Genomic DNA, 23,479 nt, shown 5'->3' with positions numbered 1-23,479 from the left:
GACCCGAGGATCTCAACTCCCCATGCCCACCCACACCTTCGTCCTCAACGGGCGGACCGTCACCGTCGAGGCCCCGGACGACATGCCGCTGCTCTGGGTGCTGCGCGACAAGCTCGGCGTCACCGGCCCCAAGTACGGCTGCGGGGTGGGCGTCTGCCGGGCCTGCACCAGCCACCTCGACGGCCAGGAGTTCCAGCCCTGCACCCACGCCGTCAAGGACTGCGAGGGCCGCACCGTCACCACCATCGAGGGCCTGGCCGACGGCGACACCCTGCACCCGGTGCAGGAGGCCTGGATCGACTGCGACGTCGCCCAGTGCGGCTTCTGCCAGCCGGGCCAGATCATGACCGCGGTCGCCCTGCTGCGCCGCACGCCCGACCCGACGGACGCGGACATCGACCAGATCCAGAACATCTGCCGCTGCGGCAGCTACCCACGCATCCGCGAGGCGATCAAGCGTGTGGCAGCGGCCCGGCCGCCGCACTGACGCGGGTGTGCCCCGCCCGGACGGACGGGGCACACCGGGTCAGCGAGGATCAGCAGTGCGGAATGGTCGACTGGTGGAAGTTCCAGTTGCCGTCCGTGTACGCCCCGTACACGTAGGCCGTCTGGCCGTGGTAGCCGTAGCTGGTGGAGTACACGGTGGTCACCTGGTACCAGACGTCGCCCTGGTTGTTGATGTCCTCACCCGTGACCCAGCACGCCATGTCGACCGCGTCCCCGGACCACGAGTACGACCACAGGTCGCCGGCCACCTTGCCTGACCAGGAGTAGGGCGCCGAGTAGACGCCCACGCCGTGGTTGGTCGGGTGGTTGTTGAGGTAGTACCAGCCGACGGCGTTCGCGTCGCCTGCCGACAGACCGACCCCGGTCGCCGCCAGCGCCACCGCGGCCACGGCGGTCGCCCCGCGCCGCCCGATCTTCTTGAGGACGTTCTTCATGCCGATTCTCCTGTCCGGTCGAACCGCTTCGGTGCCGCCCCGTTGACCTCGACGGCGGAGCCAGCTGACCCGATCACCCCTGGTGTTCGGTACCGCCTGACAGGAACTGACAACAGCTGACACCGTCGGCCGGGCGGCCGAACAGGCCTTCTGACAGCCGACAACGCGAAGTGCCCCGTCCGGCGGGGCGGGGCACTTCCGGATCAGCGGGACGTCAGCACTGCGGGAACGCACCCTGATGGAACGCGAAGAGGCCGTCCACGTAGGGGCCGTAGACGTAGCCGGTCCCGAACCAGTAGCCGTAGGTGCCGGAGTACACGCCGGCCACGCGGTACCAGACCGGTCCCTGGTTGTTGATGTTCTCGCCCAGGATCCAGCAGACCGCGTCGACGGCGTCCTGGGACCCCGGGTACGAGTACAGGTCTCCCGTGACCTTCACCGACTTGGTGGTCGGCTGCGCGTAGACGCTCACCACGTGGCCGGTCGGGTGCGAGCCGAGGGTGTCCCACCCGGCGGCGGACGCGTCCCCCGCCGAGAGGCCGACCCCGCCGGCCGCCAGCGCCACCGCGGCCACGGCGGTCGCCCCGCGCCGCCCGATCCTGCCGAGCAGGCTCTTGACCATGTCAGTTCTCCCTTCCTGTCGAACCGTTGCGCCGCCCCCTTGACCTCGACGGCGGTGCCAGCTGACCCGACCGGCCGTGGTGTTCGATACGGGCCGCCGGGATCTGACAACAGCTGACACCGGTCGACGGGCGGCCGAACACGTCTTCTCCCCAATCGGAGTTGACGGATCAGTGAGCGCCGTCGTCACGCGCCGCTATGATCCGTACGCGACAAGCGAGCAGCGCCACCAAGGGATCTGACACCTGACAACAGGGGGGCGTCATGGCGGAGCACGAACAGGAGCCGCGACCCGGGCGAAGGGCACCGTCGCCCACCGCCGCCGAGAGCTTCGCAGGCGAGCTGCGCACCCTCCGGCTGGACGCGGGCCAGCCCTCGTTCCGCACCATGGCCAAGACGGCCGGCTCGATCTCGCACACCACGCTCTACGAGGCCGCCTGCGGCTCGCGACTTCCGTCCTGGGCCACCACCAGGGCCTTCGTCCAGGCCTGCGGCGGCAACGAGGAGGAGTGGCAGCGCCGTTGGAGCGCGGCGGTCAACGGTGAACCAGCCGCCACTCCCGTGCTCCCCACGCCGCCGGTCGCGCCGGTCGCGCCGGTCGCACAGGCCCCGCGACCCCGGCCGTCCGTTCCCCTGCCCGAACCGTCGCCGCCGTCGACATCGGCGGCCGGGCCGCACCCGAATCGCCGTCAGCTCTGGACCCACGCGCTCAGCCTGCTCCTCGGCCTGGTGCTCGGTGTCTTCGGCACGCTCGGCCTGCTCGCCGTCCGCGCGCCCGCCGCCCGGTCCGACGCCCACAGCTGTCCGACGGCCGACCCGGACACCCCGGCCCCCGCACCCGTTCCCGAGCCGCAACAGACGGCGGAGGGCGGCACCCCGAGCACCGCGGCACCGTCCTGGATCGCCCGTGCCGCCCACGACCAACAGAGCGCCTCCAGTACCGAAGTCGCGCTCCCCGTCCGCGTCCAGGTCGTCTCCGGAGACACCCTGGTCGTCTCGATGATGCTCACCGGCACCTGCCCCGGGCCGGTCAAGGTCACCGACAGTCACGGCGACCGCTTCCAGCTCCTCGGGGACGTGACCGACTCGCTGCGCCACCGGGTACTCGTCCTCGCCGCCTTCGACGCCTCCGCGCTGACCACCGCCGACTCGATCCGCGCCGACTACCCGCGCGCGGGCCAGTACCACGTCACCGTGGACGAGTTCCGGGGCGTCACCACCGTCCGGGCCGTCACCCGTGCCTCCGGCGACGCCGGTGGCACCACCTTCACCACCACCGCCAACGCCGTCACGTGCGATCCGGGCGACCTCCTGGTGAGCACGGTCGGCAGCAACACCGGCACCGCCCCCGAGTTCGACAGCGGCTGGACCACCCCGCCCGTCCTCCAGCTCTCGTCCTACCGCCTCACCACCGCCCACCGGATCGCGGCCGACGCGGACCACTGCATCGCCACCGGCCGGACCACCTCCCAGTGGGGCGTCGTCATGGCCGTCCTGCGCTGAACCGCGGCCCCCGGACGGAGTCCGTAAAGATGTGCACCCACTGCGACTCAGCGGCCGGGTGGATCCGGACGGTCACCACCGGCCTCCCGCCCAGCCCTCCCGCCGACGCGTCAGGTCGTCCGCCACGGTCACCCGGGAGTCCCACCCGCTCCGGGGTCGCGACCGAAGAAGGCGGCGAGCCGGTCGTACAGCGGGGCGTCCGCGGAAACGGCCACCTCCGGCCCGAAGGCGTGGTGGTCCGATTCCTCGCCGCGGTACTCGGGCTTGAGCACGCCGCGGGCCCAGGCGAGGGCCGAGGACGCGACCTGGTGGTCCAGGCCGTCGGCGGACTGACCAGTGGCATGCGCCAAGTCCCATGCGTGGACCGCGAATTCGGCGATCTGCTGATCCACCGGGAAGCGTGCCGGCACGGACCCTCCGCCGGGCAGCTCCACGGCCCCGGTGAGGTCGCCGGCCGACCGCCAGGCCTCGACCAGCTGCTCCGCGCCAGCCTCGAAGGCGTGCAGCCAGTCCTCCTCCACCCGCTCGAAGGACTGCGACCAGTCCGGGTGACCGCCCTCGGCCCGGATCGTGAACTGCCGCAGGTCGAACAGGAGATGGCTGATCAGGTCGCCGACGTCCCAGGAGCGGCAGGGCGTCGAGTGGCCGGCCAGCTCGACGCCGGTGCCGTCGATCAGCCCGGCGGTCTGCGCGAGGGCCCGGGCGAGCAGTTCGATCGGGTCGTCCGCTGCGGTCATGGCACACCTCTCGGTCGGGGCGCACGGGTCGTGCCGGGCGATCGTAAGCGCGAGCGCCGACAACCGCCCGGCGCGACACCGCCCCGACGAACGGTCAGGCCGCGAACCCGCCGTCCACCGCCAGTTCGGCGCCGGTGACGTACCGGCCGTCCTCGCCGACCAGGTAGGCGACGGCAGCCGCCACCTCCGCCGCCGTGCCGTAGCGGCCGAGCGCGGTGAAGCCGCGCTGGAAGGAGGCCGACTCGCCGTCGGCCGGGTTCATGTCGGTGTCGATGGGGCCCGGGTGGACCAGGTTGGCGGTGATTCCGCGCGGGCCGAGTTCCCTGGCCAACGCCTTGGTCAGACCGATCAGCGCGGCCTTGCTGGTCGCGTAGAGCGTGCCGCCGGAGAAGACGACGCGCTGCGCGATGCAGCTGCCGATGCTGACGATCCGTCCGCCGTCCGCCAGGTGGGCGGCTGCCGCCTGCGCGTACAGGTAGGGCGCCCGGACGTTCACCTCCAGCACCCGGTCGATCTCGTCCAGCGCCATCTCCTCGATCGGACCTCCGGCGCCGACGCCCGCGTTGTTCACCAGGATGTCCAGACGGCCGAACCGCTCGGCGACCGCCGCCACCGCGGCGCGCACCGCCTCCGGGTCGGCGCTGTCCGCCCGGACGGCCCAGCCGGTCCGCCCCATCGCGGTGATCTTCGCGACCACCTCCTCCGCGCGCTCGGCCCCGCCCTGGTAGGTCAGCGCCACATCGGCGCCGTCCTCGGCCAGCCGCAGCGCGACCGCCGCCCCGATCCCCCGGCTGCCACCGGTCACCAGAGCCACCCTGCCGTCGAGCGCCGCCGCACCGTTCATCGTCATATCTGCAGAACTCCTTGTTCCGGTCCGGGACATGACTCCATCCTCGACCGGACCACTCCTCGACTCCAGCGGTATTCAGACGTCGCGTTCAACTTTCAACTACGACTCCGCGCGCCCCCGGTCGTGCGACCCGACCGCCGGCTGCCCGCACGACCGTTCGGGTGCCCAGCCCGCGAGCGCCGCCGTCAGCGGCCGCAGCCGGGGCCCGGCCGCCGCGTCCGGCGACGGGGACGGCAGCGGGGCCAGCGGCCCGACCAGGTCGACACCGGTCAGCTCGACCTCCGCAGGCAGCAGCCGGGCCGCCTCCGCGAGCGCCCGGCCCTCCCCGCTGCACAGGTCCAACCAGGCGGGCGCCGCACCGCCGCGCTCCCGCAGCCAGGCCGCCGGGTCGAAGCCGAGCTCGCGGGCGTAGCTGTTCACGCCGCTGAGCCCGCGCTGTTGGCCACCACGGAGCCGGCGGTGAGCTCACTGCCGCTGATCAGTCGAACCATCATTCGACCCTACCGGCGCGGAAATCCGGCCCGGAACCGTGCGCGGAACCGGAACCGTGCGCGGGAACCGCGAACGCGTCGAGCGGCCGCCCCGCGCAGGGGTGGCCACTCGACGCGGATGCGACGAGGCGTCAGACGGTCAGGGTCTGACCCGGGAAGATCAGGTCCGGGTTGCCGCCGATGGTGCGGGCGTTCTTGCTGTACAGGCTGTCGGTGTCGACGCCGAACTTGGCGGCGATGTCGCTCAGCGTGTCACCGCTCCGGACGGTGTAGCTGCTACCGGAGGTGTTCCTCTCCGCGGCCGGAGCCGAGTGGACCGGCTTGGCCGACGGCCGGCCCTGCGCGGCCTTCGGCGCCTGCTGCTTCGCCTTGGGCGCGGCCGGCTGGGCGGCCCTCGGGGCCGCGACGGGCTTCGCGGCGCGCTTGGCGGGCTTCGCGGCGGGGGCGCTCGTCTCCGCCGAGATGTCGACGGCGGCCGGGGCGCCGCCCTTGCTCAGGCCCGCCTGCTTGGAGCAGACGGGCCAGGCGCCCGGCCCCTGCGAGGCGAGCACCTTCTCGGCGACGGAGATCTGCTGCGCCTTGGTCGCCTGGTTGGCCTGGGGGGCGTACGCGGTTCCGCCGTACGCGGCCCAGGTGGACGGGGTGAACTGCAGCCCGCCGTGGAAGCCGTTGCCGGTGCTGATGCTCCAGTTGCCGCCGCTCTCGCACTGGGCGACGGCGTCCCAGGCGGAGGAAGGCGCGGCGGAGGCCGAGGTGGCCGTGACGAGGCCGGCCACCGGCAGGGCCGCGGCGGCGGCACCCGCGACGACCGCCATCCGAACGCGGTTGCGCTTGGTGCTGACGGTGGTGTCGGTGGCAGCGGCGGTCTCGTGACGGGAAGTCATGAAAGTCCTCTCGACAAGCCCCGGGCGGGCAGCGGAAACCAGGCCCGGGACATGGGCCGGTCGGTCGCGCTTGCCTCACTCGACGGGCGGCCGCGCACGTGTCGGACGTGCCGTGCCGCCCCGGTCACCTCCGCTCGCCGACGGCCTGTTCGAGCCGGCCTGCTCGGCGGGCACCGCCCTAGCGCCGCGGGTCAGTCGGCGGGCAGTGCGTCGGGGTGAACCCGGGTGGCGCTCGTTGCGCCGCCAAGAAAGCTAGGGGCATGTCCGGGGCGCAGCAAGCAATTCTTGGTCGTCGCAGGTCAGTTGACTGTTACCGGCGGTATCGATCAAGAAACTGCGCCCAGGTTGACCGGGTTTGACCGCATTCTCGCGACCAAACGATCAATTCCCGTGCCCTCACTCACATCTGTCCAGCCGTGAACTCCGGCACACCATCCACCCACCGCGACCATGAACCGACGCACCGTCACCAATCAATCCGGAGTTCCCGATTCGGGAGGCCGGTCAGGTGGGATCCGCCACACCCATCACTCGACGCGCCCGCGCGAACGCACTCAGCTACGTCCGTCGAGCTCCGCGTCCCGCGCCAGCAGCGCCGCCTGCACCCGGTTCTCGCAGCCCAGCTTGGCCAGGATCCGGCTGACGTACGTCTTCACCGTCGCCTCGCTCATGTGGATCCGCGCCCCCGCGACCGCGTTCGACAGACCCTCGCCGAGCAGCGCCAACACCTCCAGTTCGCGCTCGGTGAGCACCTCCAGCCGGCGTTTGGCCCGCGCGCTGCGGGCCGCGGTCGAAGCACTGCGGCCGGAGGCCAGCGAGTCGACGATGTGCCGGGTGGCGGCCGGGGAGAGGAAGGCGTTGCCGCTGGCGGCCGCCCGGACGGCCTGGATCAGCTCGTTCGGCGCGGTGTCCTTGAGCAGGAATCCGGCGCCGCCCTCGGTCACGGCGCGCAGGACGTTCTCGCGCTCCCCGAAGGTGGTGAGGATGATCGCCTGTGCGCCGGGTGCGACCCTCCCCAGCTCCCCGAGCGCCGTCAGCCCGTCCATCACCGGCATCTGGATGTCCAGCAGCATCACGTCCACCCGGTGCGCACGGGCCAGCTCCAGCGCCTCCCGACCGTCGGCGGCCTCCGCAACCACCTCGATGTCGTCGGCCGAACCCAGGATCATCCTGATCCCGGCCCGGATGAGCGGCTCGTCGTCGGCGACGAGGACTCGGATCACTGCTGGTCATTCCCCTCGAACGATGATGCGACTGCGGCACCATCCTCACATCCCGGCCGTCCCGCACCCCGCCCGGGCCACCGGAGCCGGGCAGCGGCCGACCGGGGCGGTCAGTTCTTGCTGATGTACTCCACCTTGTCCACCAGCAGCCCGTCCTTGAAGCAGAAGCGCGCCACGTGGCTGTCCGACCAGGAGTCGTCCGGATCGCTCTTCGCCAGGGAGTACCAGCGGCAGTGCGAGCCCTCCGGACGGGCCGGCCCGTCGTGCTGGAAGTCGGAGGTGAAGAAGTCGTTGCCGGGCGGCAGCTGGCGCATCACCTCGGCCCTGGACTCACCAACCCGGACCTGGTCGTAGAGCGACTGCCGCACCGTCGAGTCACTGGTGCCCCGGACGAAGGCCATCACGCCCCAGATCGCCAGGCCCACGACGACCAGCGTGACCGCGCCCACCCCGGCCGCGCAGCCGATCGCCGGGCTGCGTCGCCCGCCTCCCGTCCCCTCCTCTGGGGGCAGGCCCTGGAACACCCAGTCCTCCTCCCCGACCAGGGCGGTGGCGCCGTCGGACTCCGCTCCCTCGTACGGGAGGACGGCCGCCAGCCGGAAGCCCTCCTCGGGCCTCGGCCCGGCGTGCACCATGCCGCCGACCAGCCGGGCGCGCTCCCGCAGCCCGGTCAGCCCCTGTCCGCCGCTGACCACCGACCCCGCGCCGGTGTGTGCGCCGACGGGCTCCGGCGCGCGGGGGTTGATGACCTCGACCACCAGCGCGTCCGGCTCGTACCGGAGTGCGACCGTGATCGGCGCGCCGGGGGCGTGCTTGTGCGCGTTGGTGAGCGCCTCCTGCACGATCCGGTACGCCGCGTTGTCGACCGCGGCCGCCAGTGGACGCCGCTCGCCCTCCGTCGAGTACGCCACCCGCGTCCCGGCCGCCCGGGAGGACTCCACCAGCCCCGCAATCCCGTCCACCCCGCCGCGGACCGGCGCCGCGCCCGGCGCCCCCGCCACCGGCGGCAGCGCCGTCGACTCGTCGTGCAGCACGCCGACCACCTCGCGCAGCTCGCGCATCGCCGCGACCGCCGCCTGCCGCAGCACACCGACCGCCTCCCGCTGCCGGTCGCTGAGCGTGCGGTCCACCTCCAGCGCGCCCGAGTGCACGGAGATCAGCGCGAGCTGGTGCCCCAGGCTGTCGTGCATGTCCTGGGCGATCCGGTGCCGCTCCCGCAGCCGTGCCTGGTGCACCACCATGACCCGCTCGCGGACCAGCTGGTCGTTGCGCTCGCGCAGCGCGTCCAGCAGTGCCCGGCGCTGCGCCCGGTAGCGGCCGTACAGCGCGGGCAGGACGGCGAAGACCAGGAATATGCCGAGCGACAGTCCGATGATCAGCTTGGACGCGCCCGAGGCCCCGTCCTTCAGCCTCCCGGTCACGATGAACAGCAGATAGCTCAGGACGAAGGAGCCCAGCAGCCGCCAGACCCGGCGGATCCGCGCCCCGGCGGCCCAGCCCGCGCAGACCAGCATCGGCAACGGCCCGACCGACCAGCCGGTGATGACCCCGGTCAGCACCAGCACGGTGGCCGGGAACCCCCGCCGCAGCACCCACAGCCCCGCGACGGCGAGCCCGAGGGGCAGCTCCAGGCCGGTGCGGCTGATCACCTCCAGCAGGCCGGCGAGCACGCCCATGAACAGGGCCAGCACGGCCTCGCCCACCACCCGCCGCCGGGGCCAGGGCCCCGGCAGCGCCGTCCGTGCCGCCTTCGACCAGGCCCGTGCGATCGTTTCCACCCGTCGAGGCTAACCGGGCGGCCACCGCGGCCGCGGTCACCCTTCGTCGCCCTCCGCACCGACGAAAGTCTCCGATCCGTACGCGGTCAGCAGCAGTGCCACGTCGTCCACCCGCCCGGTCGAGCCGACCTCGCGCAGCAGCCGCTCGGCCAGCTCCTCCAGTTCCTCCCCGGCCCGGCCGTGGTCCAGCGCGGCGCGCAGCCGTTCCACCCCCTCGTCGATGGCCAGCGCCGGGTCCTCCACCAGCCCGTCGGTGTAGAGGGCGAGCACCGAGCCGGGCCGCAGCCGCAGCTCGCTGACCGGGTACGAGGCCCCCTCGTCCACGCCCAGCAGCGCCCCGCCCGGCACGTACAGCGCCTCGGCCCGCCCGTCCGGATGGCGCAGCACGGGCGGCAGGTGCCCGGCGCGGGCGATCCGGACGGTGCCGTCGGCGGGGGTGATGCGGACCAGGCAGCAGCTGGCGAGCAGCCCCGGGCCGAGGTCCAGCAGCAGCCGGTTGGTACGGGCGAGCACCTGGTCGGGCGGCTCGCCGCCGCTGGCGAAGGCCCGGACGGCGCTGCGCAGCTGGCCCATCGCGGCGGCGGCGCCGACGCTGTGGCCCTCGACGTCGCCGATCACCAGCGTGAGGTCCGTGCCGGTGACGACGGCGTCGTACCAGTCACCGCCGATCTCCATGCCCTGGGTGCCGGGAAGGTAGCGGGCGGTGATCCCGATGCCGGGCACTTGCGGGAGCCGGTGCGGCAGCAGGGCCTGCTGCAGGCCGCGGGCCAGCGCGAACTCGGCGTCGTAGAGCCGGGCGCGCTCCAGGGCCTGGGCGATGAAGCCGCCGAGGCCGGTGAGCAGGCCGCGCTCCTCGACGGTGAAGGGGCGCGGGCGGTCGAAGCCGAGGATGCAGCTGCCGACCGGGCGACCGGAGGCTATCAGCGGCAGGAAGGCCCAGGCACCCATCTCGTCCAGGGCCAGGCCGGGGTAGGCGGCGGCGAGCTCGTGCACCGACTCGAAGAAGATCGGGGTGCTGGTGCTCAGCGTCTCGGCGCCGGGCACGAGGGCGTCCAGCGGAGTGCCCTCGAAGCCGTCCAGGAAGCCGTCGGGGTAGCCGGACTGGGAGACCAGGTGCAGCCGCTGCTCGCGCACGCCGTAGATGGCGAGCTCCTGGCCGCCGAAGGCCGGGAGGATCTCCTCGGCCACCGCCCGGCACACGTCGCGCACGGTGACCGCCTCGGTGAGCGCGCCGGCGAGCTGGAGCAGGTGATGGGTGCCGCCCACGCCGGTGGTGGCCGCGGACGGCGGCGGGGCGGCGGCCGGCTCGGCCGCACCCGGCGGGGCCTCGGCGGCCACCACCCGGCCGGTGACGCCTTGGCTGTCGGGGTAGAGCGAGAAGGCCAGCCAGCCGTCCGGCGGGCGGCCGGCCAGGAAGGCGGTGGGCTGCTGGGAGAGCAGGGCCGCGCGGTAGCGGTTCTCGTAGAAGGGGTCGGTGAGCCAGGGCAGCACCTCCCAGAGGTGGTGGCCGACCAACTGCTCCCGGCTCGCCCGCAGCAGCGGTTCAATGGCGCGGTTGGCGTAGGTGATCAGGCCGTCCGGATCGAGCGAGAAGACACCCTCGCGCAGCCGCTCGACGGCGGCCGCGGCGGCGGTGAGCGTCCGCACGTCCAGGACGGCGCCGACCAGGTGCGTCCGGCCGTCAACGATCGCGCCGGGCACCCAGGCCCACAGCTCCACCGGGTGCGGGTGGCCGTCCGGCCCGAGCACCCGTACCCGGGCGGCCCGCACCTCGCCGCGCTCCAGGGCGGTGCGCGCGGCGGCCCGGAACTCGGGCACGTCCCCGGGGGCGATCCGGCGGGCCAGGCAGCTCACCGTGCCGTCGAACTCGCCCGGTGCGAAGCCGAAGATCTCCCGGAACAGCGCGTCGGCGGCGAGCGCGCCGGTGGCCGGGTTCCAGTCAAACAGCCCGACCCGGGTGGTGGGCGCCGACGGCGGCGGCAGCTCCACCGCGGCGGCGTCCTCCGCCGGCTCGACCGGCTGCCCGAAAGCCGCCAACTCGGCTAGACCGGAGGCAAGTTGGGAGGCGATCGTGGCCAGCTCGCCGGCCGCCTGGTCCGGCACCCCCTCGTCCGAGGCCGGCCACAGCACGCTGAGCACCCCGAACCGCTCCCCGCCGTGCCCCACCGGCACGCAGGCAGACACGAAGTCGTACGGCAGGCCGACCGCCAGCTGCGGGAAGCGCCGCATGGTGTCCTCGGTGTCGGCCAGCGCGATGGTCCGGCCGGTCCGGAAGCAGACCGCCACCGGCAGCGGCCCGGCGACGGCGACCCGCCGGAACGGGCTCATGATCGACAGCGGCACCCCCGCCAGGGTCAGCAGCACCAGCGACCGGCGGTCGCGCGAGCGCAGGTACACCATCGCCCCGTATGCCCCGGTCGACCCGAGCACCCGCCGGACGGCCGCCGCCAGCAGCTCGTCCCGCTCGTGCATCACCGCGGGGGCCACTTCCGGACCCGCGCCCGAGGCCGCGTCCGGAACCGGTTCCGGCAGCGTTTCCGGGACCGCCTCGCGGGCCGGCTCGGCGGCCCCGCCGGTCGCATGCGGATGGCGCATGCTCCCTTGCTACGTCCGCCCCCGAACCGTGTCAAGGCGAGCCCCTGCGGCCCCGAGCTGTGGACCGTCCCCGGCGACGAGGACCTGCGCTGGTGCGCCGCCAACCAGGAGAGCTTCCTCGTCCCGGACGGCAAGGGCGGCGTGCGCGTGCTGGGCCCCGGCGGCGAGCCGCGCTGGACCCGGAGCCACCTCTACGCGGGCCACGACGACATCCTGCACGCCCTCCCGCTGAGCTGAGCAACGCCCGCGCCGAACAACTCCCTCGCCGAACAACCGGCGAAGCGGAAGGATGGCCCGATGCTGGTACGCCCGATCTCCCCCGACAAGCTGGCCGAACTGCTCGCCGACCGGATCGCCGCACTGCCCGGCGCCGGCGAGCGGTGGCTGCGGGTCGCCGTGGACGGCGCCGGGCCCGCCCACCCCGAGCTGCTCGCCGACGCCCTGGTGGAGCCGCTGCGGCTGCGCGGGCGCCCCGCGCTACGGGTGTCGGCGGCGGACTTCCTACGCCCGGCCTCGATCCGGCTGGAGTACGGCCACCACGACGCGGACGCCTTCCACGACCTCTGGCTGGACGACGGCGCCCTGCTGCGCGAGGTTCTGGACCCGCTGGAGCCGGGCGGCAGCGGCCGGGTGCTGCCCTCGCTGCGCGACCCGGTCACCGACCGCTCCACCCGCGCCCCGTACGCCCGGCTCCCGCCCGGCGGTGTGCTGGTGCTGGACGGCGCGCTGCTGCTGGGCCGCTGGCTGCCGCTGGAGCTGACCGTCCACCTCGCGCTCACCCCGGCCGCGCTGGCCCGCCGCACCCCCGCCGACCAGCAGTGGACGCTACCCGCCTTCGCCCGCTACGAGGCGGAGACCGGGCCCGCCGAGTCCGCCGACGTCACCATCCGGGTGGACGACCCGCGCCACCCCGCGCTGGTCGAGCGGCCGTAGGGCCTGACCGGCGGATTTCGTCCCGGACCCGGCAAGGATCCGCCGGTCAGGCCCTGCCCGCCGGGGCCGGGCCGCGCTGGCAGTAGGGGCACCAGAACACCATCCGGTCCCGCGGGGGATCACCCTGACGCCCCGACATGACCGGGGTGACGCAGCGCGGGCAGGGCCGTCCGGCCCGGCCGTAGACCCAGTGCTGGTAACCGGGCCGGATGTCTCCGGTGGTGATGTGGCCGGGGCGCAGCTTGTTGGCGTCCAGCATCTGCCGGGCGCGCTCCACCAGCCTGTCGGGGTGCGGGAGTTCGCCGACCGCGGTCCACGGCGTCACACCGGCCACGAAGCACAGCTCGTTGGCGTAGACGTTGCCGATCCCGGCCAGGTTGCGCTGGTCGAGCAGCGCCTCGGCGAGCGGGCGTCCCGGGTGGGCGAGCAGTCGGCGGACGGCCTCCACCGGATCCCAGTCGGGGCCGAGCAGGTCCGGGCCGAGGTGGCCCACGGCCCGATGCTCGTCGGTGGTGCGCAGCAGCTCGACGACGGGGAGCCGGTAGCCGACGGCGGTGCCCCGCTCGGTGTCGAGGACGGCGCGGATCTGCCAGGCGGGGCCGCCGGTCCAGCGCTCGCCGGGGCGGTAGACCTCCCAGCGGCCGTCCATCCGCAGGTGGGTGTGCAGGGTGAGGCCGCCTTCGAGGCGGGTGAGCAGGTGCTTGCCGCGCGGGCGGACCTCCAGCACCCGGCGGCCGGCGAGCGCGGCGGTGGCGTGCGCGGGCACCCGCAGCTCGGCGCCGGTCAGCAGCTGCCCGGCGAGGGCGTCGTGCAGCCGGGCCGCCACGCGGTAGATGGAGTCACCTTCTGGCATGACTCCATTGTGGTCCGCGTGACGGCCCGGCGGGGCCTCAGGCCCCGGGCGCTACTCCGACTCGGTCTAGTTAGGACTCGGCCTGGCCCGCGCGGACCACGACGACCGGGCAGGGCGCGTGCTCGGTGAGGTGGCGGCTGACCGAGCCGAGCAGCACGCCGGAGAAGCCGCCGAGGCCGCGGCTGCCGACGACCAGCAGTGCGGCGCCCTTGGCGGCCTGCAACAGGGCGCCGGCCGCGTTGCCGGGCATCACGCTCTTGCTGATCCGCACGCCGGGGTCGTCGCCGACCACCCTGGTGACGCTCTCGGAGAGCGTCTTGCCGGCGAGCTCCTCGGGGTTGTAGACCTCGGCCGGTACGCTCGTCCCGCCCCAGCCGTAGAAGGCGGGGTACTCCCAGGCGGCGACCGCGTTGATGCTCCCGCCGACGGCCTTGGCGTAGTCGATCGCCCAGCGCAGCGCCTGCTCCGAGGCGGGCGAGCCGTCCACACCGACGACGATCCGGGGGTTGGCACTCATGCCGTGTCTCCTTCGGTTGCTCCTGCTCGGCCCCAGTCCGCCAAACATAGATCAAATCGGACAAATGGTCGGCGTTTGCCACGCCGTGCGCGGCCGGACGCTGCTCTACCCCGACATCCGCTACCAACTCAACTGCGGTACATAGCCCACGAGTTAGCCATCCGCTGGACCTGCCCCGCCGTGAACTGGCTCATGCAGGAGTCGTAGCTGTAGTCCATGAAGTTGTGGATCGGGTCGAGTCCGGGGCCCGGGCAGGTGTGGCGACCCTCGGGGCAGCCGTAACCGGGGCTGCGCTCGGGCGGGGTGTCGTCCACGTAGTCGCCCGGGGGCAGGCAGCCGCCCTGGAAGGTGTGGAAGAGGCCGAGCCAGTGGCCGATCTCGTGGGTGGCGGTGTTGCCCTCGTTGTAGTGGGGGGCGGGGCCGCCGGGCAGCGAGTCGTCCAGGATCACCACGCCGTCGTCGATGGGGTTCGAGCGGTAGGCGTTGGGGAAGGTCGACCAGCCGAGCAGGGACTGCCCGAGGTGGGCGATGTAGAGGTTGAGGGTGCCCTGGTCGCCCTTGCGCAGGGTGGCCTTCATCGCCTGCTCGGCGGCGGAGCCGGGGGTCATGCCGGTGTACCAGCCGGCATTGTCGGTCCAGTCGGTGCCGGCCAGCTCGAAGTGGAACTGGGTGGCGGTGTTGCCCGCGCCCTGGCCGCCGTAGGTGGCGTTGAGGTGGGCGATCTGTGCGGCGACGACGCCTCCGTCGAGCCGTCCGGCGTCCCCGGCGTGGATCACGTGGACGTACACCGGGACGGTGGTCGGGACGGCGGTGAGCGGGACGTGGGTGGTGCCGAGCTTGGCGAGCCGGTCGTCCAGGTCCGCCTGCATCACCCGGGCCTGGGCGGCGCTGACGGCATTCGGGTCCTTCCCGGCCCGGCTGCCGACCGGCTTGCGGGCGGCGGCGTCGGTGCCGTCGCAGACCGCGGCGGCCGCGGCGTGGTGCGGGGCCGGGGCCGCGAGCTGGCTGAGTCCGGCGGCAGCGACCAGCGCGGCGGCGCAGGGGAACAGGCGGGGGGCACGCGAGCGCACCCGGGCAGTACGGCGCATCAGCGCTCCTGACGGGGAAGGAGGTGACGGGGTGTCGCCCGCGCCACGGGCCTGCCCGTCGGCGACCGGGCGCAGTGACCGACGAAGAGCCACCGGCGGTACCCGGCGCGGATTCGCCGAGACTACGACGCCGTGAAGTCGATCTCCCGCAGGGCACGCGCGGCGGCCCGGTCGACTACCACGGCCGACGCACAGCCGGCCGGCGGCCGCCCCGCCCCGAGCAGCAGTCGGCGCAGTCGGGCGGCGGCGCCGCGGTGCCGGGCGAAGGCGTAGTGCGAGACGCCGCGCCCGCGTCGCCGCTGGCCCGCCCGGGCCTCGGCCGGGTCGACGTCGAGCAGCAGCAGGTGTACCCGGCGGCCCTGCCGGGCTGCGGCGCGGGTGAGCCAGGCACGGACGAAGGGGAGCGTGCCGCAGTCGTGCACGGCGAGCGGTCCGCCGCCGAGGACGGCGCGGCGCAGCCGCCGGTAGTGGGCGAGCCGGGCGAGCGGGCGGTAGAGGGCGTACGGGAGGCGGCCGGGCAGCCGGGCCGCGTACTCCTCGCGGACCTGCTGGGAGTCGACCAGCGGGGCGCGGACGCTGCGGCGCATCAGGGTGCTCTTGCCGCTGCCGGGCAGTCCGGTGACCACCAGCAGGTCACCGGCGGGGTAGTGCAGGGCGGCCGGGCCGGGGCCGCGTAGTTCGTGCAGGCCGGCGCGGATGACCCGGCCGTCGGCGGTTCGGGGCGGCGGTACCCGCGGCACCGCCGCCCGCGCCGTTCGTGTTCCGGCCACCGGCCCTCCCCCCACCGTTTCCTGGTTCCTCCCCCAGGAGCATGGCGCATTCCCAAGAACGAGTAAAGGCCCGTGGTCAGGGCGGGTACGGAGGGCCGGTGCGGGTCAGGGCAAGCCCTAACCCAGCTGCGGGGCGACCCGGGAGGCGATCAGCTCCAGGTGGTCCAGGTCGTCCAGGTCGAGCATCTGGAGGTAGACCCGCTGGCCGCCGACCGCAGCGTACCGGCCGATCTTCTCCACGACCTCGTCCGGAGTGCCGGCCAGGCCGTTGTGCTTCAGCTCGTCCACCTCGCGGCCGATCGCGGCGGCCCGGCGGGCCACCTCGGCGCCGTCCCGGCCGACGCAGGCGACCAGGGCGTTGGAGTAGACCAGCTCGTCGGCCGAGCGCCCGGCCCGCTCGACGGCGTCCCGGACCCGGCCGAACTGGGCGGCGGTGTCCTCGGGCGAGGCGAACGGCAGGTTGAACTCGTCGGCGAAGCGGGCGGCCAGCGCCGGGGTGCGCTTCGGGCCGTGGCCGCCGACCAGCACCGGGATGCGCTCCTGGGCGGGCTTGGGCAGCGCGGGCGAGTCGGTGAGGGTGTAGTACTCGCCGGCGAAGTCGAAGGTGTCGCCGAGCTTGGTCTTCCAGAGCCCGGTGATGATCTCCAGCTGCTCCTCCAACCGCCCGAACTTCTCCTTGGGAAAGGGGATGCCGTAGGCGGCGTGCTCGGCCTCGTACCAGCCGGCGCCGAGGCCGAACTCGACCCGGCCGCCGCTCATCGCGTCCACCTGGGCGACCTGGATCGCGGTGACGCCCGGCAGCCGGAAGGTGGCTGCGGTCATCAGGGTGCCGAGGCGGATGCTGCGGGTGTCGCGGGCGAGGCCGGCCAGGGTGATCCAGGCGTCGGTGGGGCCGGGCAGGCCGTCGACGTCGCCCATCTTCAGGTAGTGGTCGGAGCGGAAGAAGGCGCTGAAGACTCCGAGGTCCTCGGCGGTGCGGGCGACCTTCAGGAGGGTGTCGTAGCTCGCGCCCTGCTGGGGCTCGGTGAAGATGCGGAGATCCATGCGGCCCATTCTGGTACAGACCACCCGGTTGTGAGCGCAGGGAACCGGCCATGCCACGGAACGTTCCGGAGGTGGCCAAGGTCTCAACACGGAACCGTCACGGGCCCGCTTCCCCGATCGGGGGTTCGCCTACCTTGGACGGATGTTCGCGACCCCCGACGAATCGTTCCGGCCCTCCCCCGACGGGCCGACCGGCTGCCCGCTGCCCGGCATCGTGGCCGCCTTCACGCGCCGGCTGGCCGAGTTCGCCTTCGAGCCCGGCTTCGTCGCGGCGGTGGACCAGCACGTGGCGATGCTGCGGGAGCTGCTGTACGCGCAGGGACCGGAGCTGGCGCCCCTGCGCCTGGACCGAGAGGAACTGGCGGACTACGCGCTGGGCTTCCTGGACGCGCTCGCCGAGATCGGCTGGCGGGAACCGGTGGGCTACGACTACGCCGTCACCCGGCTGACCGCGATCTGCTGGCTGGTGCGCGAGCAGGGCCTGCTGGAGGTCTGAGCCACCCGCCCTGACCGGGGTCGGTGCCCGGGGCCGGCGGACGGCCCGGACCAGTCTGGGGGCCGGGCCGGTCTGGGTGGTCGGCCGGACCGGGTTGGCCAGCGCGTCCTTGCGGCCGGCCTGGTAATCGGTGCCGCGCCCGGTTGTCCGGGATGGTTCCGTCGGGTGAACGCTCCGGCAGTCCGCACGCGTACAGTGGCGGTCCGGAGGAACGGGCCACGGAGCGGGGCGGTGTGACGGTGATCGGAAGCGGTACGGACAGCGGCACGGTCGGCGGTACCGCCGCGCACCGGGTGCTGCACTGGCGGGCGCGCCCCGCGGAGGTCCGGGCCGCCGTCCTCGTCCTGCACGGCGGTGAGGAGCACAACCTCGCCCGACCCCGCCGCCTCAACCTGCCGTTGCTGCGGATGCACGGCTTCCTGCGCTCGCTGAGCCGGGAGACCGCGGGCGCCGGGATCGCCGTCGGCACCGTTCGCTACCGCCACCGCGGCTGGAACGGCGAGCGCGCCGACGCCGCCCGGGACGCCCTGTCCGCCCTCGACGAGGCGGCCGCGCTGCTCGGGCCGGTGCCGACCGTCCTGATCGGCCACTCCATGGGCGGCCGCGCCGCCCTGCGGGCCGGCGGCCACCCCTCCGTCACCGGGCTGGTCGCCCTCGCCCCCTGGTGCCCCGCCGAGGACCCCTGCGACCACCTCGCCGGCCGCGACGTCCTGCTGCTGCACGGCGACCGCGACACCGTCACCCCGCCCGCCGACACCCACGCCTTCGCCGCCCGCAGCCGCGCCGCCGGTGCCCGCGTCTGCGGCTACACCGTCACCGGCAGCGGCCACGCCATGCTCCAGCGCATCCCCGACTGGCACCGGGCCACCACCCGGCTCGCCACCGCCCTGCTGGGCCTCCACCCCCTGCCGGCGGAGACGGCCTCGGCGCTGGCGCTGCCGCCCACCTCGCGGGAGGCGCTCACCCTGGCGCTGCCCCGGCAGCCGCGGGTGGCGCCGGAGCCGCCGGCGAACGTCTGAGACGGGACGGCGGTCAGTTCGGTGGGGTAGCCCGGCCGTAGGCGTCGGTGCGGTGGGCGCTTGCGCAGGGTGGGCGGCCCCGAACAGCTCACTGGGAGACGTCCCCCGTGGGCGGTGCGGGCAGGTGGCCGGCCAGCAGGGCGTGGCCGAGCGGGGTGGGGCGGTGGGTGACGGTGCGGCCGGCGCGGTCCTTGGCGGTGAGGCCGGAGTCGGCGAGGACGGTGGCGTGTTCGCTGGCGGAGGCCGTGGAGATGCCGAGCAGCGCGGCCAAGTCCTTGGTGGAGCAGGGCCCGTGGTCGGCGATCACCTCCAGGGCGGCGGCCCGGGTCTGGCCGAGCAGGGCTGTGAGGGTGCGGCTGGGGGTGGGTTCGGGTTCAGCGAGCAAGGGGCCGTTGATCCTGGCGGGGTAGAGGAGGACGGGCTGCAGCCCCGGGTCCTCGAAGCGGGCGATGACGGGGCGGCGGACGCCGAACACACAGGGCTGGAGCAGCAGTCCGCGCCCGTCCAGCCGCAGGTCGTGCCGGCAGCCGCCGACCAGTGGGAGGGTGAGCACCGGGCGGTGCCAGGAGAGCGCCGGGTGCAGGGAACGCAGCACCTGGTCCGGTTCGATGAGCCCGCCGCGGCGGCCGTGCTCGGTGGTGACGATGGTCTCGATCTGTCGCCGGTAGGGGTCGATCGCCCGGGTCTGGTACTCGGCGGTGACGTTGCCGAGCAGCTTCCTGGCCCGCCGGTCCCCCGCCGCCACTCCGCACGCGAAGGCGCTCAACTGCCGTTCCCCGCCCACCGATCGCAGGTGCTCGCGAAGCGGCTCCTCGGGCGCCTCGGCGGTGGCGCTCTCGGTGGCGCCCGGGTCGCGGCGGACGGTGAGGAACTCGGGGATGGCCGAGCGGGTGTAGAGGTCGAAGAGCAGCGCGGTGCGCGGGTTCCAGGACGCCCGCAGGCGGTCCCGCCAGGGCTTGAAGCGCGGATCGCGGTGCCCGCTGACCAGGGCGTGCACGCTCAGGGACAGCTCCATCGACATGTCCGGACGCGCGGCCACCCGCAGCCGCTCCAGGTCGTCCTTACCGAAGAAGATTCGCAGCACGAACGCGATCGTCACCCCGGAACCGCCCCGGCCGCAAGACCGTTCGGCGAGCACCGAATCGTTTGCGGGTGGCTCGGGGCCCGGCCAGGCTCGGAGGGGACGTCCGGGTGACGGACCGGACGCCCGCCGGGGACGGGCCCGGGGCGCGGGGGTGTGCCCCGGGCGCGCCGTCGCCACCGCCGGCGGGTTCGGCACCACGGACACCCTGGTGCGCGCCTTCCGCCGCCGGCTGGACACCACGCCGACGGACTACCGGCAGCGCTTCCGCACGGTCACACCCCCGGCAGCCGGACGGTGAACGACGTACGGCCGGGCCGGCTCGCCGCCGTCACCGTGCCACCGTGCGCCTGGACGACGGCGTGGACGATGGCCAGGCCGAGCCCGGTCGAGCCGGTGGCGCGCGAGCGGGCGCGGTCCCCCCGGACGAAGCGCTCGAAGACCCGGTCCAGCAGCTCCGGGGCGATCCCCGGGCCCTCGTCCGTGACGCACAACTCGACCTGATCCGCCGCCAGTTCGAGGCTCAGCTCGACCCCGGTACCGGGCGGGGTGTGGGTGCGGGCATTGGCCAGCAGATTGGCCACCACCTGGCTCAGCCGGTGCTCGTCCCCGGCCACCAGCACCGGTTCCTCGGGCAGGGCGAGGCGCCAGCGGTGCCCGGGACCGGCCGCGCGGGCGTCGGCGACGGCGTTGAGCGCGATCCGGGTGAGGTCCACCTCCGCCTCGGCCAGCGGACGCCCGGCGTCCAGGCGGGCGAGCAGCAGCAGGTCCTCGACGATCGCACCCATCCGCAGCGCCTCGGCGTCGATCCGCTCCAACGAGTGCCGTACCGGCGCGGGCACCTCCCCGGGATGGCGCAGCGCCAGCTCGGCGTGGCCGCGCACGGTCGCCACCGGGGTGCGCAGCTCATGGCTGGCATCGGCGGCGAAGGCGCGCAGCCGCTCCTCCACCGCGTGGCGGCGGGCCAGGGCGTCACCGACGTGCCCGAGCATCCGGTTGAGCGCCGCGCCGACCCGGCCGACCTCGGTGCGCGGGTCCGCGTCCGGCACCCGCTCGGCCAGCATCACGGCGCCGCTGGCGAGCGGCAGGGCGCTCACCCGCTCCGCCATGCCCACCACCCGCCGCAGCGGACGCAGCGACCAGCCGACCCAGACCGCCCCGGCGGCGCCGGCCGCGGCGACCGCGATCGCGAAGACGGTCAGCTCCAGGGTCTCCAGCCGTTCCACGGTGTCCTCGGCCGGGCGCAGCGGCAGCCCGCTGACCAGCACATCGCCGTCCCGCCCGGCCACCGCGCGGACCCGGTAGCGGCCCAGCGGCCGGCCGAGGTCCAGGGTGCCGGCCGGACCGCCGACCGGGAGAGCGGCCAGCGCGTGCTGCTGGGCGGGCGAGAAGGCGACCCGGTCATCCTCGTCGTCGGGGTTGTCGGCGTCGTCGGCGTCCCCGTCGACCACACCGGCGGCGGTGACACGGCCGTCCAGCAGCCGCACTCCCAGGGTGCCAGGGGTCTGGGCCCGGGTGTCGGGGCGGGCGCCGGTACCGGTGTGCTCCAGGCTCGCGGCGTAGCGGCCGCCGGTCTCGGCGAGCTGCTGGTCCAGGCGGTCGACCAGGAAGTGGCGCAGGGCGGCCGCGGTGGCGAGGCCGACGGCGGCGCACGTGACCACCAGCAGCACCAGCAGGCCGGCGATCAAGCGGGCGCGCAGGGTGCGGGGCAGCAGCTTCCGGGCGAGCTTCACTGCGCGGCCTTGATCAGATAGCCCGCGCCGCGCACGGTGTGGATCATCGGGCTACGGCCCGCGTCCAGCTTCTTGCGCAGATAGCTGATGTACAGCTCCACGATGTGCGCCTGCCCGCCGAAGTCGTACGACCAGACCGCGTCCAGGATCTGCGCCTTGCTGAGCACCTGCCGGGGATGGCGCATCAGGTGGGCGAGCAGCGCGTACTCGGTCGGGCTCAGCTCGACGGTCTCACCGCCCCGGGTCACCTCGCGGGCCCGGTCGTCCAGCACCAGGTCGCCGAGCACCAGCGCGTGCGCGGGCAGTTCGCGCGGCCCGGCGGGCGGGGCGGCGCGGCGCAGCAGCCCGCGCAGCCGGACCACCACCTCGGCCAGGCTGAACGGCTTGGTCACGTAGTCGTCGCCGCCTGCCGCGATGCCCGCGATCCGCTCCTCGACGGCGTCCCGGGCCGTGAGGAAGAGCACCCGCACCTCGGGTTGCTCGGCGTGCACACGGCGCAGCACCTCCAGGCCGTCGAGATCGGGCAGCATCATGTCCAGCACCACGGCGTGGGGTCGCCACCGGGTCGCCACCTCGACGGCCTCCAGGCCGGTGGTCGCGCCGCACGCCTGCCAGCCCTCGTAGCGGACGGCGCCGCAGACCACCTCCACCAGGTCCGGTTCGTCGTCGACTACCAGGACGCGCCAGTCCGGGCGGTCGGTGGCGGTGTCGTCCATGGGGCTCCTCGGCTCGGCTATGGGAAGACGTTCATTCTGGCCCGTCGCCATGAGAAACCCGTGAGATCGCGGAGAGTGGTTCGAATACCTTCACATCCGCTTTGACCTGCAGGGATGGCGTGCCGGTGGACCTCGGGGCCGCGTCTTTCAGAGGTGGTTCAGAGCTTGCGGTGCGATCGTGGACCGCCCCGGCGGGGCCGCGCCGCCGCCGGGAGTTGAGGAGGATCCCCGATGACCACTGCCACCGTACCGAAGTCCCGGCCGGGTGCCGCCGGCCCGCGCCACCGGGCGGCCCCGCACCCGCCGCTCGCGCTGCCGCCGCGCGCGGCGCTCGGCCTGATCGCCGCCGGGGCGCTCGGCGTGCTCGGGCTGTGGTGGATCAACACACCGGAGGTGGTCGGCGCGGCCGGCTGGCTGACCGGCGCCGGGCGGATCACCGGACTGCTCGCCGGGTACGCGGCGCCGGTGCTGCTCCTGCTGATGGCCCGGCTGCCGCCGGTGGAGCGCGGGGTCGGCGCCGACCGGCTGGCCCGCTGGCACGCCTTCGGCGGACGGTGGCTGGTGGCCCTGGTCTCGGTGCACCTGCTGACCGTCATCTGGGGCTACGCGCTCACCGACGGGCGCGGGCCGGTCGGCGAGGGCGTGGAGATCGTCTTCCACTACCCCGACATGCTCAAGGCGACCTTCGGCACCCTGCTGATGTTCGGCACCGGCGCCGTCTCCGCCCGGGCCGCCCGCCGCCGCCTCTCCTACGAGACCTGGTACTACCTGCACCTGGCGACCTACCTCGCGGTGGCGCTGGCCTTCGCGCACCAGCTGACCACCGGCGCCGACCTCGGCGGCGGGCCCGGCCAGGCCGCCTGGTACGCGCTCTACTTCGGGACGGCGGCGCTGGTCGGCTGGTACCGCCTGCTGCGGCCGTGGCTGCTCGACCGGCGACACGGGCTGCGGGTGGCCGAGGTGCGACCGGAGGGCCCCGGGGTGGTGTCCCTGTTCCTGTCCGGCCGACGGCTGGACGAGCTCCGGGCCGAGCCGGGCCAGTTCTTCCGCCTCCAGTTCCAGGCGCCCGGACTGCGCTGGGCCGCCAACCCGTACTCGCTGTCCGCGCCGCCGCACCCGGAGTTCCTGCGGTTCACGGTCAAGGACCTCGGCGGGCACAGCGCGGCGGTCGCCGGGCTGCGGCCGGGCACCCGGGTACGGGCCGAGGGGCCGTACGGGGCGTTCACCGGGCGGCAGCAGCGGCAGCGCAAGGTGCTGCTGCTCGGGGCGGGTGTCGGGATCACCCCGCTGCGGGCGCTGTTCGAGACGCTGCCGGGCCAGGTCACACTGGTCCAGCGGGCGCGGCACGCGCAGGACGTGCTGTTCCGCGCCGAGCTCGCCGACGTCGCCCGGCGGCGCGGCGGGGCGGTGCACGAGCTGCTCGGCTCCCGGGAGCAGGTCGGGGACCTCGGGGCGGCGCTCGGCCGGCTCGTGCCGGACCTGGCCGAGCACGAGGTCTACCTGTGCGGGCCCGAGGCCCTCGCCGAGGAGGCCGTACGCGCCCTGCGGGCCGCGGGCGTCCGGTCGGGACGCATCCACCACGAGTCCTTCGCCTTCTGAATCCGCT

Annotated in this window: 24 protein-coding genes and 1 pseudogene; 8 read left to right on the top strand and 17 right to left on the bottom strand. The window is 74.2% G+C overall.

Annotated elements, in window-relative coordinates; all coding sequences use genetic code 11:
• Positions 1-22 precede the first annotated feature (22 nt).
• Entirely contained in the window at positions 23-487 is a 465-nt protein-coding gene (locus ACWC9T_RS25555; RefSeq protein WP_449823373.1) for a (2Fe-2S)-binding protein, read from the top strand.
• 49 nt (positions 488-536) lie between these two features.
• Here the strand turns inward: ACWC9T_RS25555 and ACWC9T_RS25550 are convergent, their stop codons facing one another.
• The gene (locus ACWC9T_RS25550) at positions 537-941 is read right to left on the bottom strand and encodes a hypothetical protein (protein WP_449823372.1); all 405 of its coding nucleotides are present in this window, start codon (positions 939-941) and stop codon (positions 537-539) included.
• Between the two features lie 214 nt (positions 942-1,155).
• A complete protein-coding gene (locus tag ACWC9T_RS25545) occupies positions 1,156-1,563 on the bottom strand; it encodes a hypothetical protein (protein ID WP_449823371.1) in 408 nt (135 codons plus the stop codon).
• A gap of 263 nt (positions 1,564-1,826) precedes the next feature.
• On the opposite strand from ACWC9T_RS25545, the gene ACWC9T_RS25540 reads away from it, so the two are divergent.
• Positions 1,827-3,065, top strand: a complete 1,239-nt coding sequence (locus ACWC9T_RS25540; RefSeq protein WP_449823370.1) for a hypothetical protein — start codon at positions 1,827-1,829, stop codon at positions 3,063-3,065.
• A 128-nt stretch (positions 3,066-3,193) separates the two neighbouring features.
• On the opposite strand, the gene ACWC9T_RS25535 is transcribed toward ACWC9T_RS25540, so the two are convergent.
• The 7 genes from ACWC9T_RS25535 to ACWC9T_RS25505 all read right to left on the bottom strand — a co-directional run bounded on the left by ACWC9T_RS25535 (position 3,194) and on the right by ACWC9T_RS25505 (position 11,623).
• Positions 3,194-3,802 carry a TIGR03086 family metal-binding protein gene (locus tag ACWC9T_RS25535; RefSeq protein WP_449823369.1) on the bottom strand — a complete coding sequence of 203 codons (609 nt, stop codon included), beginning with the start codon at positions 3,800-3,802 and terminating at the stop codon, positions 3,194-3,196.
• Between the two features lie 94 nt (positions 3,803-3,896).
• On the bottom strand, positions 3,897-4,652 hold the full coding sequence (locus ACWC9T_RS25530; RefSeq protein ID WP_449823368.1) for an SDR family oxidoreductase: 756 nt from the start codon (positions 4,650-4,652) through the stop codon (positions 3,897-3,899).
• A 99-nt stretch (positions 4,653-4,751) separates the two neighbouring features.
• Positions 4,752-5,072: a hypothetical protein gene (locus ACWC9T_RS25525; RefSeq protein ID WP_449823367.1), complete on the bottom strand. Its 321-nt coding sequence runs from the start codon at positions 5,070-5,072 to the stop codon at positions 4,752-4,754.
• Between the two features lie 202 nt (positions 5,073-5,274).
• Complete coding sequence (locus ACWC9T_RS25520) at positions 5,275-6,027, bottom strand: transglycosylase family protein (protein ID WP_449823366.1); 753 nt, start codon at positions 6,025-6,027, stop codon at positions 5,275-5,277.
• 554 nt (positions 6,028-6,581) lie between these two features.
• Positions 6,582-7,250, bottom strand: coding sequence for a response regulator transcription factor (locus ACWC9T_RS25515; RefSeq protein WP_449823365.1), 669 nt, complete (start codon positions 7,248-7,250; stop codon positions 6,582-6,584).
• Between the two features lie 110 nt (positions 7,251-7,360).
• Positions 7,361-9,028, bottom strand: a complete 1,668-nt coding sequence (locus ACWC9T_RS25510; RefSeq protein ID WP_449823364.1) for a sensor histidine kinase — start codon at positions 9,026-9,028, stop codon at positions 7,361-7,363.
• 36 nt (positions 9,029-9,064) lie between these two features.
• The gene (locus ACWC9T_RS25505) at positions 9,065-11,623 is read right to left on the bottom strand and encodes a SpoIIE family protein phosphatase (RefSeq protein WP_449823363.1); all 2,559 of its coding nucleotides are present in this window, start codon (positions 11,621-11,623) and stop codon (positions 9,065-9,067) included.
• Between the two features lie 6 nt (positions 11,624-11,629).
• Here ACWC9T_RS25505 and ACWC9T_RS25500 point away from each other — a divergent pair, with 6 nt between their 5' ends.
• Together ACWC9T_RS25500 and ACWC9T_RS25495 are read left to right on the top strand one after the other, a co-directional pair.
• Positions 11,630-11,860 (top strand): hypothetical protein, encoded by a 231-nt coding sequence (locus ACWC9T_RS25500; protein ID WP_449823362.1) that lies wholly within the window; start codon positions 11,630-11,632, stop codon positions 11,858-11,860.
• Between the two features lie 60 nt (positions 11,861-11,920).
• Positions 11,921-12,556: a uridine kinase gene (locus tag ACWC9T_RS25495; RefSeq protein WP_449823361.1), complete on the top strand. Its 636-nt coding sequence runs from the start codon at positions 11,921-11,923 to the stop codon at positions 12,554-12,556.
• 46 nt (positions 12,557-12,602) lie between these two features.
• Here the strand turns inward: ACWC9T_RS25495 and ACWC9T_RS25490 are convergent, their stop codons facing one another.
• From ACWC9T_RS25490 to ACWC9T_RS25470, 5 genes are all read right to left on the bottom strand, one after another.
• Positions 12,603-13,409, bottom strand: coding sequence for a DNA-formamidopyrimidine glycosylase family protein (locus tag ACWC9T_RS25490; RefSeq protein WP_449823360.1), 807 nt, complete (start codon positions 13,407-13,409; stop codon positions 12,603-12,605).
• Positions 13,410-13,479: 70 nt separating this feature from the next.
• A complete protein-coding gene (locus tag ACWC9T_RS25485; protein WP_449823359.1) occupies positions 13,480-13,926 on the bottom strand; it encodes a universal stress protein in 447 nt (148 codons plus the stop codon).
• A gap of 128 nt (positions 13,927-14,054) precedes the next feature.
• A complete protein-coding gene (locus ACWC9T_RS25480; RefSeq protein WP_449823358.1) occupies positions 14,055-15,014 on the bottom strand; it encodes a zinc metalloprotease in 960 nt (319 codons plus the stop codon).
• 122 nt (positions 15,015-15,136) lie between these two features.
• On the bottom strand, positions 15,137-15,784 hold the full coding sequence (locus tag ACWC9T_RS25475) for an AAA family ATPase (protein ID WP_449823357.1): 648 nt from the start codon (positions 15,782-15,784) through the stop codon (positions 15,137-15,139).
• A gap of 117 nt (positions 15,785-15,901) precedes the next feature.
• Positions 15,902-16,828, bottom strand: a complete 927-nt coding sequence (locus ACWC9T_RS25470) for an LLM class F420-dependent oxidoreductase (protein ID WP_449823356.1) — start codon at positions 16,826-16,828, stop codon at positions 15,902-15,904.
• 142 nt (positions 16,829-16,970) lie between these two features.
• On the opposite strand from ACWC9T_RS25470, the gene ACWC9T_RS25465 reads away from it, so the two are divergent.
• Positions 16,971-17,324: a DUF6401 family natural product biosynthesis protein gene (locus tag ACWC9T_RS25465; protein ID WP_449823355.1), complete on the top strand. Its 354-nt coding sequence runs from the start codon at positions 16,971-16,973 to the stop codon at positions 17,322-17,324.
• A gap of 233 nt (positions 17,325-17,557) precedes the next feature.
• Entirely contained in the window at positions 17,558-18,343 is a 786-nt protein-coding gene (locus ACWC9T_RS25460; protein ID WP_449823354.1) for an alpha/beta hydrolase, read from the top strand.
• 88 nt (positions 18,344-18,431) lie between these two features.
• Here the strand turns inward: ACWC9T_RS25460 and ACWC9T_RS25455 are convergent, their stop codons facing one another.
• Positions 18,432-19,427: an ArsR/SmtB family transcription factor gene (locus tag ACWC9T_RS25455; protein ID WP_449823353.1), complete on the bottom strand. Its 996-nt coding sequence runs from the start codon at positions 19,425-19,427 to the stop codon at positions 18,432-18,434.
• 169 nt (positions 19,428-19,596) lie between these two features.
• On the opposite strand from ACWC9T_RS25455, the pseudogene ACWC9T_RS25450 reads away from it, so the two are divergent.
• Positions 19,597-19,725: pseudogene (locus ACWC9T_RS25450) on the top strand (AraC family transcriptional regulator); the annotation flags it as partial.
• Here the strand turns inward: ACWC9T_RS25450 and ACWC9T_RS25445 are convergent.
• Both ACWC9T_RS25445 and ACWC9T_RS25440 read right to left on the bottom strand, forming a co-directional pair.
• Positions 19,700-21,157, bottom strand: a complete 1,458-nt coding sequence (locus ACWC9T_RS25445; protein WP_449823352.1) for a sensor histidine kinase — start codon at positions 21,155-21,157, stop codon at positions 19,700-19,702. The pseudogene ACWC9T_RS25450 and the gene ACWC9T_RS25445 overlap by 26 nt on opposite strands.
• Positions 21,154-21,873, bottom strand: coding sequence for a response regulator transcription factor (locus ACWC9T_RS25440; protein ID WP_449823351.1), 720 nt, complete (start codon positions 21,871-21,873; stop codon positions 21,154-21,156). Before ACWC9T_RS25440 ends, ACWC9T_RS25445 begins: the two co-directional genes overlap by 4 nt.
• Before the next feature lie 231 nt (positions 21,874-22,104).
• Between ACWC9T_RS25440 and ACWC9T_RS25435 the strand changes: the two genes are divergently transcribed.
• Positions 22,105-23,472, top strand: a complete 1,368-nt coding sequence (locus tag ACWC9T_RS25435) for a ferredoxin reductase family protein (RefSeq protein ID WP_449823350.1) — start codon at positions 22,105-22,107, stop codon at positions 23,470-23,472.
• The last annotated feature ends 7 nt before the right edge of the window (positions 23,473-23,479 follow it).

This window comes from Kitasatospora sp. NPDC001159, assembly GCF_053598235.1.
Note: the sequence above shows the minus strand (reverse complement) of the source record. Positions and strands in the feature narration are given on the sequence as shown.

What these genes read in the sequence shown, in the direction of transcription:
- ACWC9T_RS25520 (WP_449823366.1), bottom strand. Translation starts at nt 6,027, where the DNA reads ATGACTTCCCGTCACGAGACCGCCGCTGCCACCGACACCACCGTCAGC.
- ACWC9T_RS25485 (WP_449823359.1), bottom strand. Translation starts at nt 13,926, where the DNA reads ATGAGTGCCAACCCCCGGATCGTCGTCGGTGTGGACGGCTCGCCCGCC.
- ACWC9T_RS25480 (WP_449823358.1), bottom strand. Translation starts at nt 15,014, where the DNA reads ATGCGCCGTACTGCCCGGGTGCGCTCGCGTGCCCCCCGCCTGTTCCCC.
- ACWC9T_RS25490 (WP_449823360.1), bottom strand. Translation starts at nt 13,409, where the DNA reads ATGCCAGAAGGTGACTCCATCTACCGCGTGGCGGCCCGGCTGCACGAC.
- ACWC9T_RS25540 (WP_449823370.1), top strand. Translation starts at nt 1,827, where the DNA reads ATGGCGGAGCACGAACAGGAGCCGCGACCCGGGCGAAGGGCACCGTCG.
- ACWC9T_RS25495 (WP_449823361.1), top strand. Translation starts at nt 11,921, where the DNA reads ATGCTGGTACGCCCGATCTCCCCCGACAAGCTGGCCGAACTGCTCGCC.
- ACWC9T_RS25465 (WP_449823355.1), top strand. Translation starts at nt 16,971, where the DNA reads ATGTTCGCGACCCCCGACGAATCGTTCCGGCCCTCCCCCGACGGGCCG.
- ACWC9T_RS25470 (WP_449823356.1), bottom strand. Translation starts at nt 16,828, where the DNA reads ATGGATCTCCGCATCTTCACCGAGCCCCAGCAGGGCGCGAGCTACGAC.
- ACWC9T_RS25550 (WP_449823372.1), bottom strand. Translation starts at nt 941, where the DNA reads ATGAAGAACGTCCTCAAGAAGATCGGGCGGCGCGGGGCGACCGCCGTG.
- ACWC9T_RS25440 (WP_449823351.1), bottom strand. Translation starts at nt 21,873, where the DNA reads ATGGACGACACCGCCACCGACCGCCCGGACTGGCGCGTCCTGGTAGTC.
- ACWC9T_RS25435 (WP_449823350.1), top strand. Translation starts at nt 22,105, where the DNA reads ATGACCACTGCCACCGTACCGAAGTCCCGGCCGGGTGCCGCCGGCCCG.
- ACWC9T_RS25535 (WP_449823369.1), bottom strand. Translation starts at nt 3,802, where the DNA reads ATGACCGCAGCGGACGACCCGATCGAACTGCTCGCCCGGGCCCTCGCG.
- ACWC9T_RS25545 (WP_449823371.1), bottom strand. Translation starts at nt 1,563, where the DNA reads ATGGTCAAGAGCCTGCTCGGCAGGATCGGGCGGCGCGGGGCGACCGCC.
- ACWC9T_RS25505 (WP_449823363.1), bottom strand. Translation starts at nt 11,623, where the DNA reads ATGCGCCATCCGCATGCGACCGGCGGGGCCGCCGAGCCGGCCCGCGAG.
- ACWC9T_RS25530 (WP_449823368.1), bottom strand. Translation starts at nt 4,652, where the DNA reads ATGACGATGAACGGTGCGGCGGCGCTCGACGGCAGGGTGGCTCTGGTG.
- ACWC9T_RS25555 (WP_449823373.1), top strand. Translation starts at nt 23, where the DNA reads ATGCCCACCCACACCTTCGTCCTCAACGGGCGGACCGTCACCGTCGAG.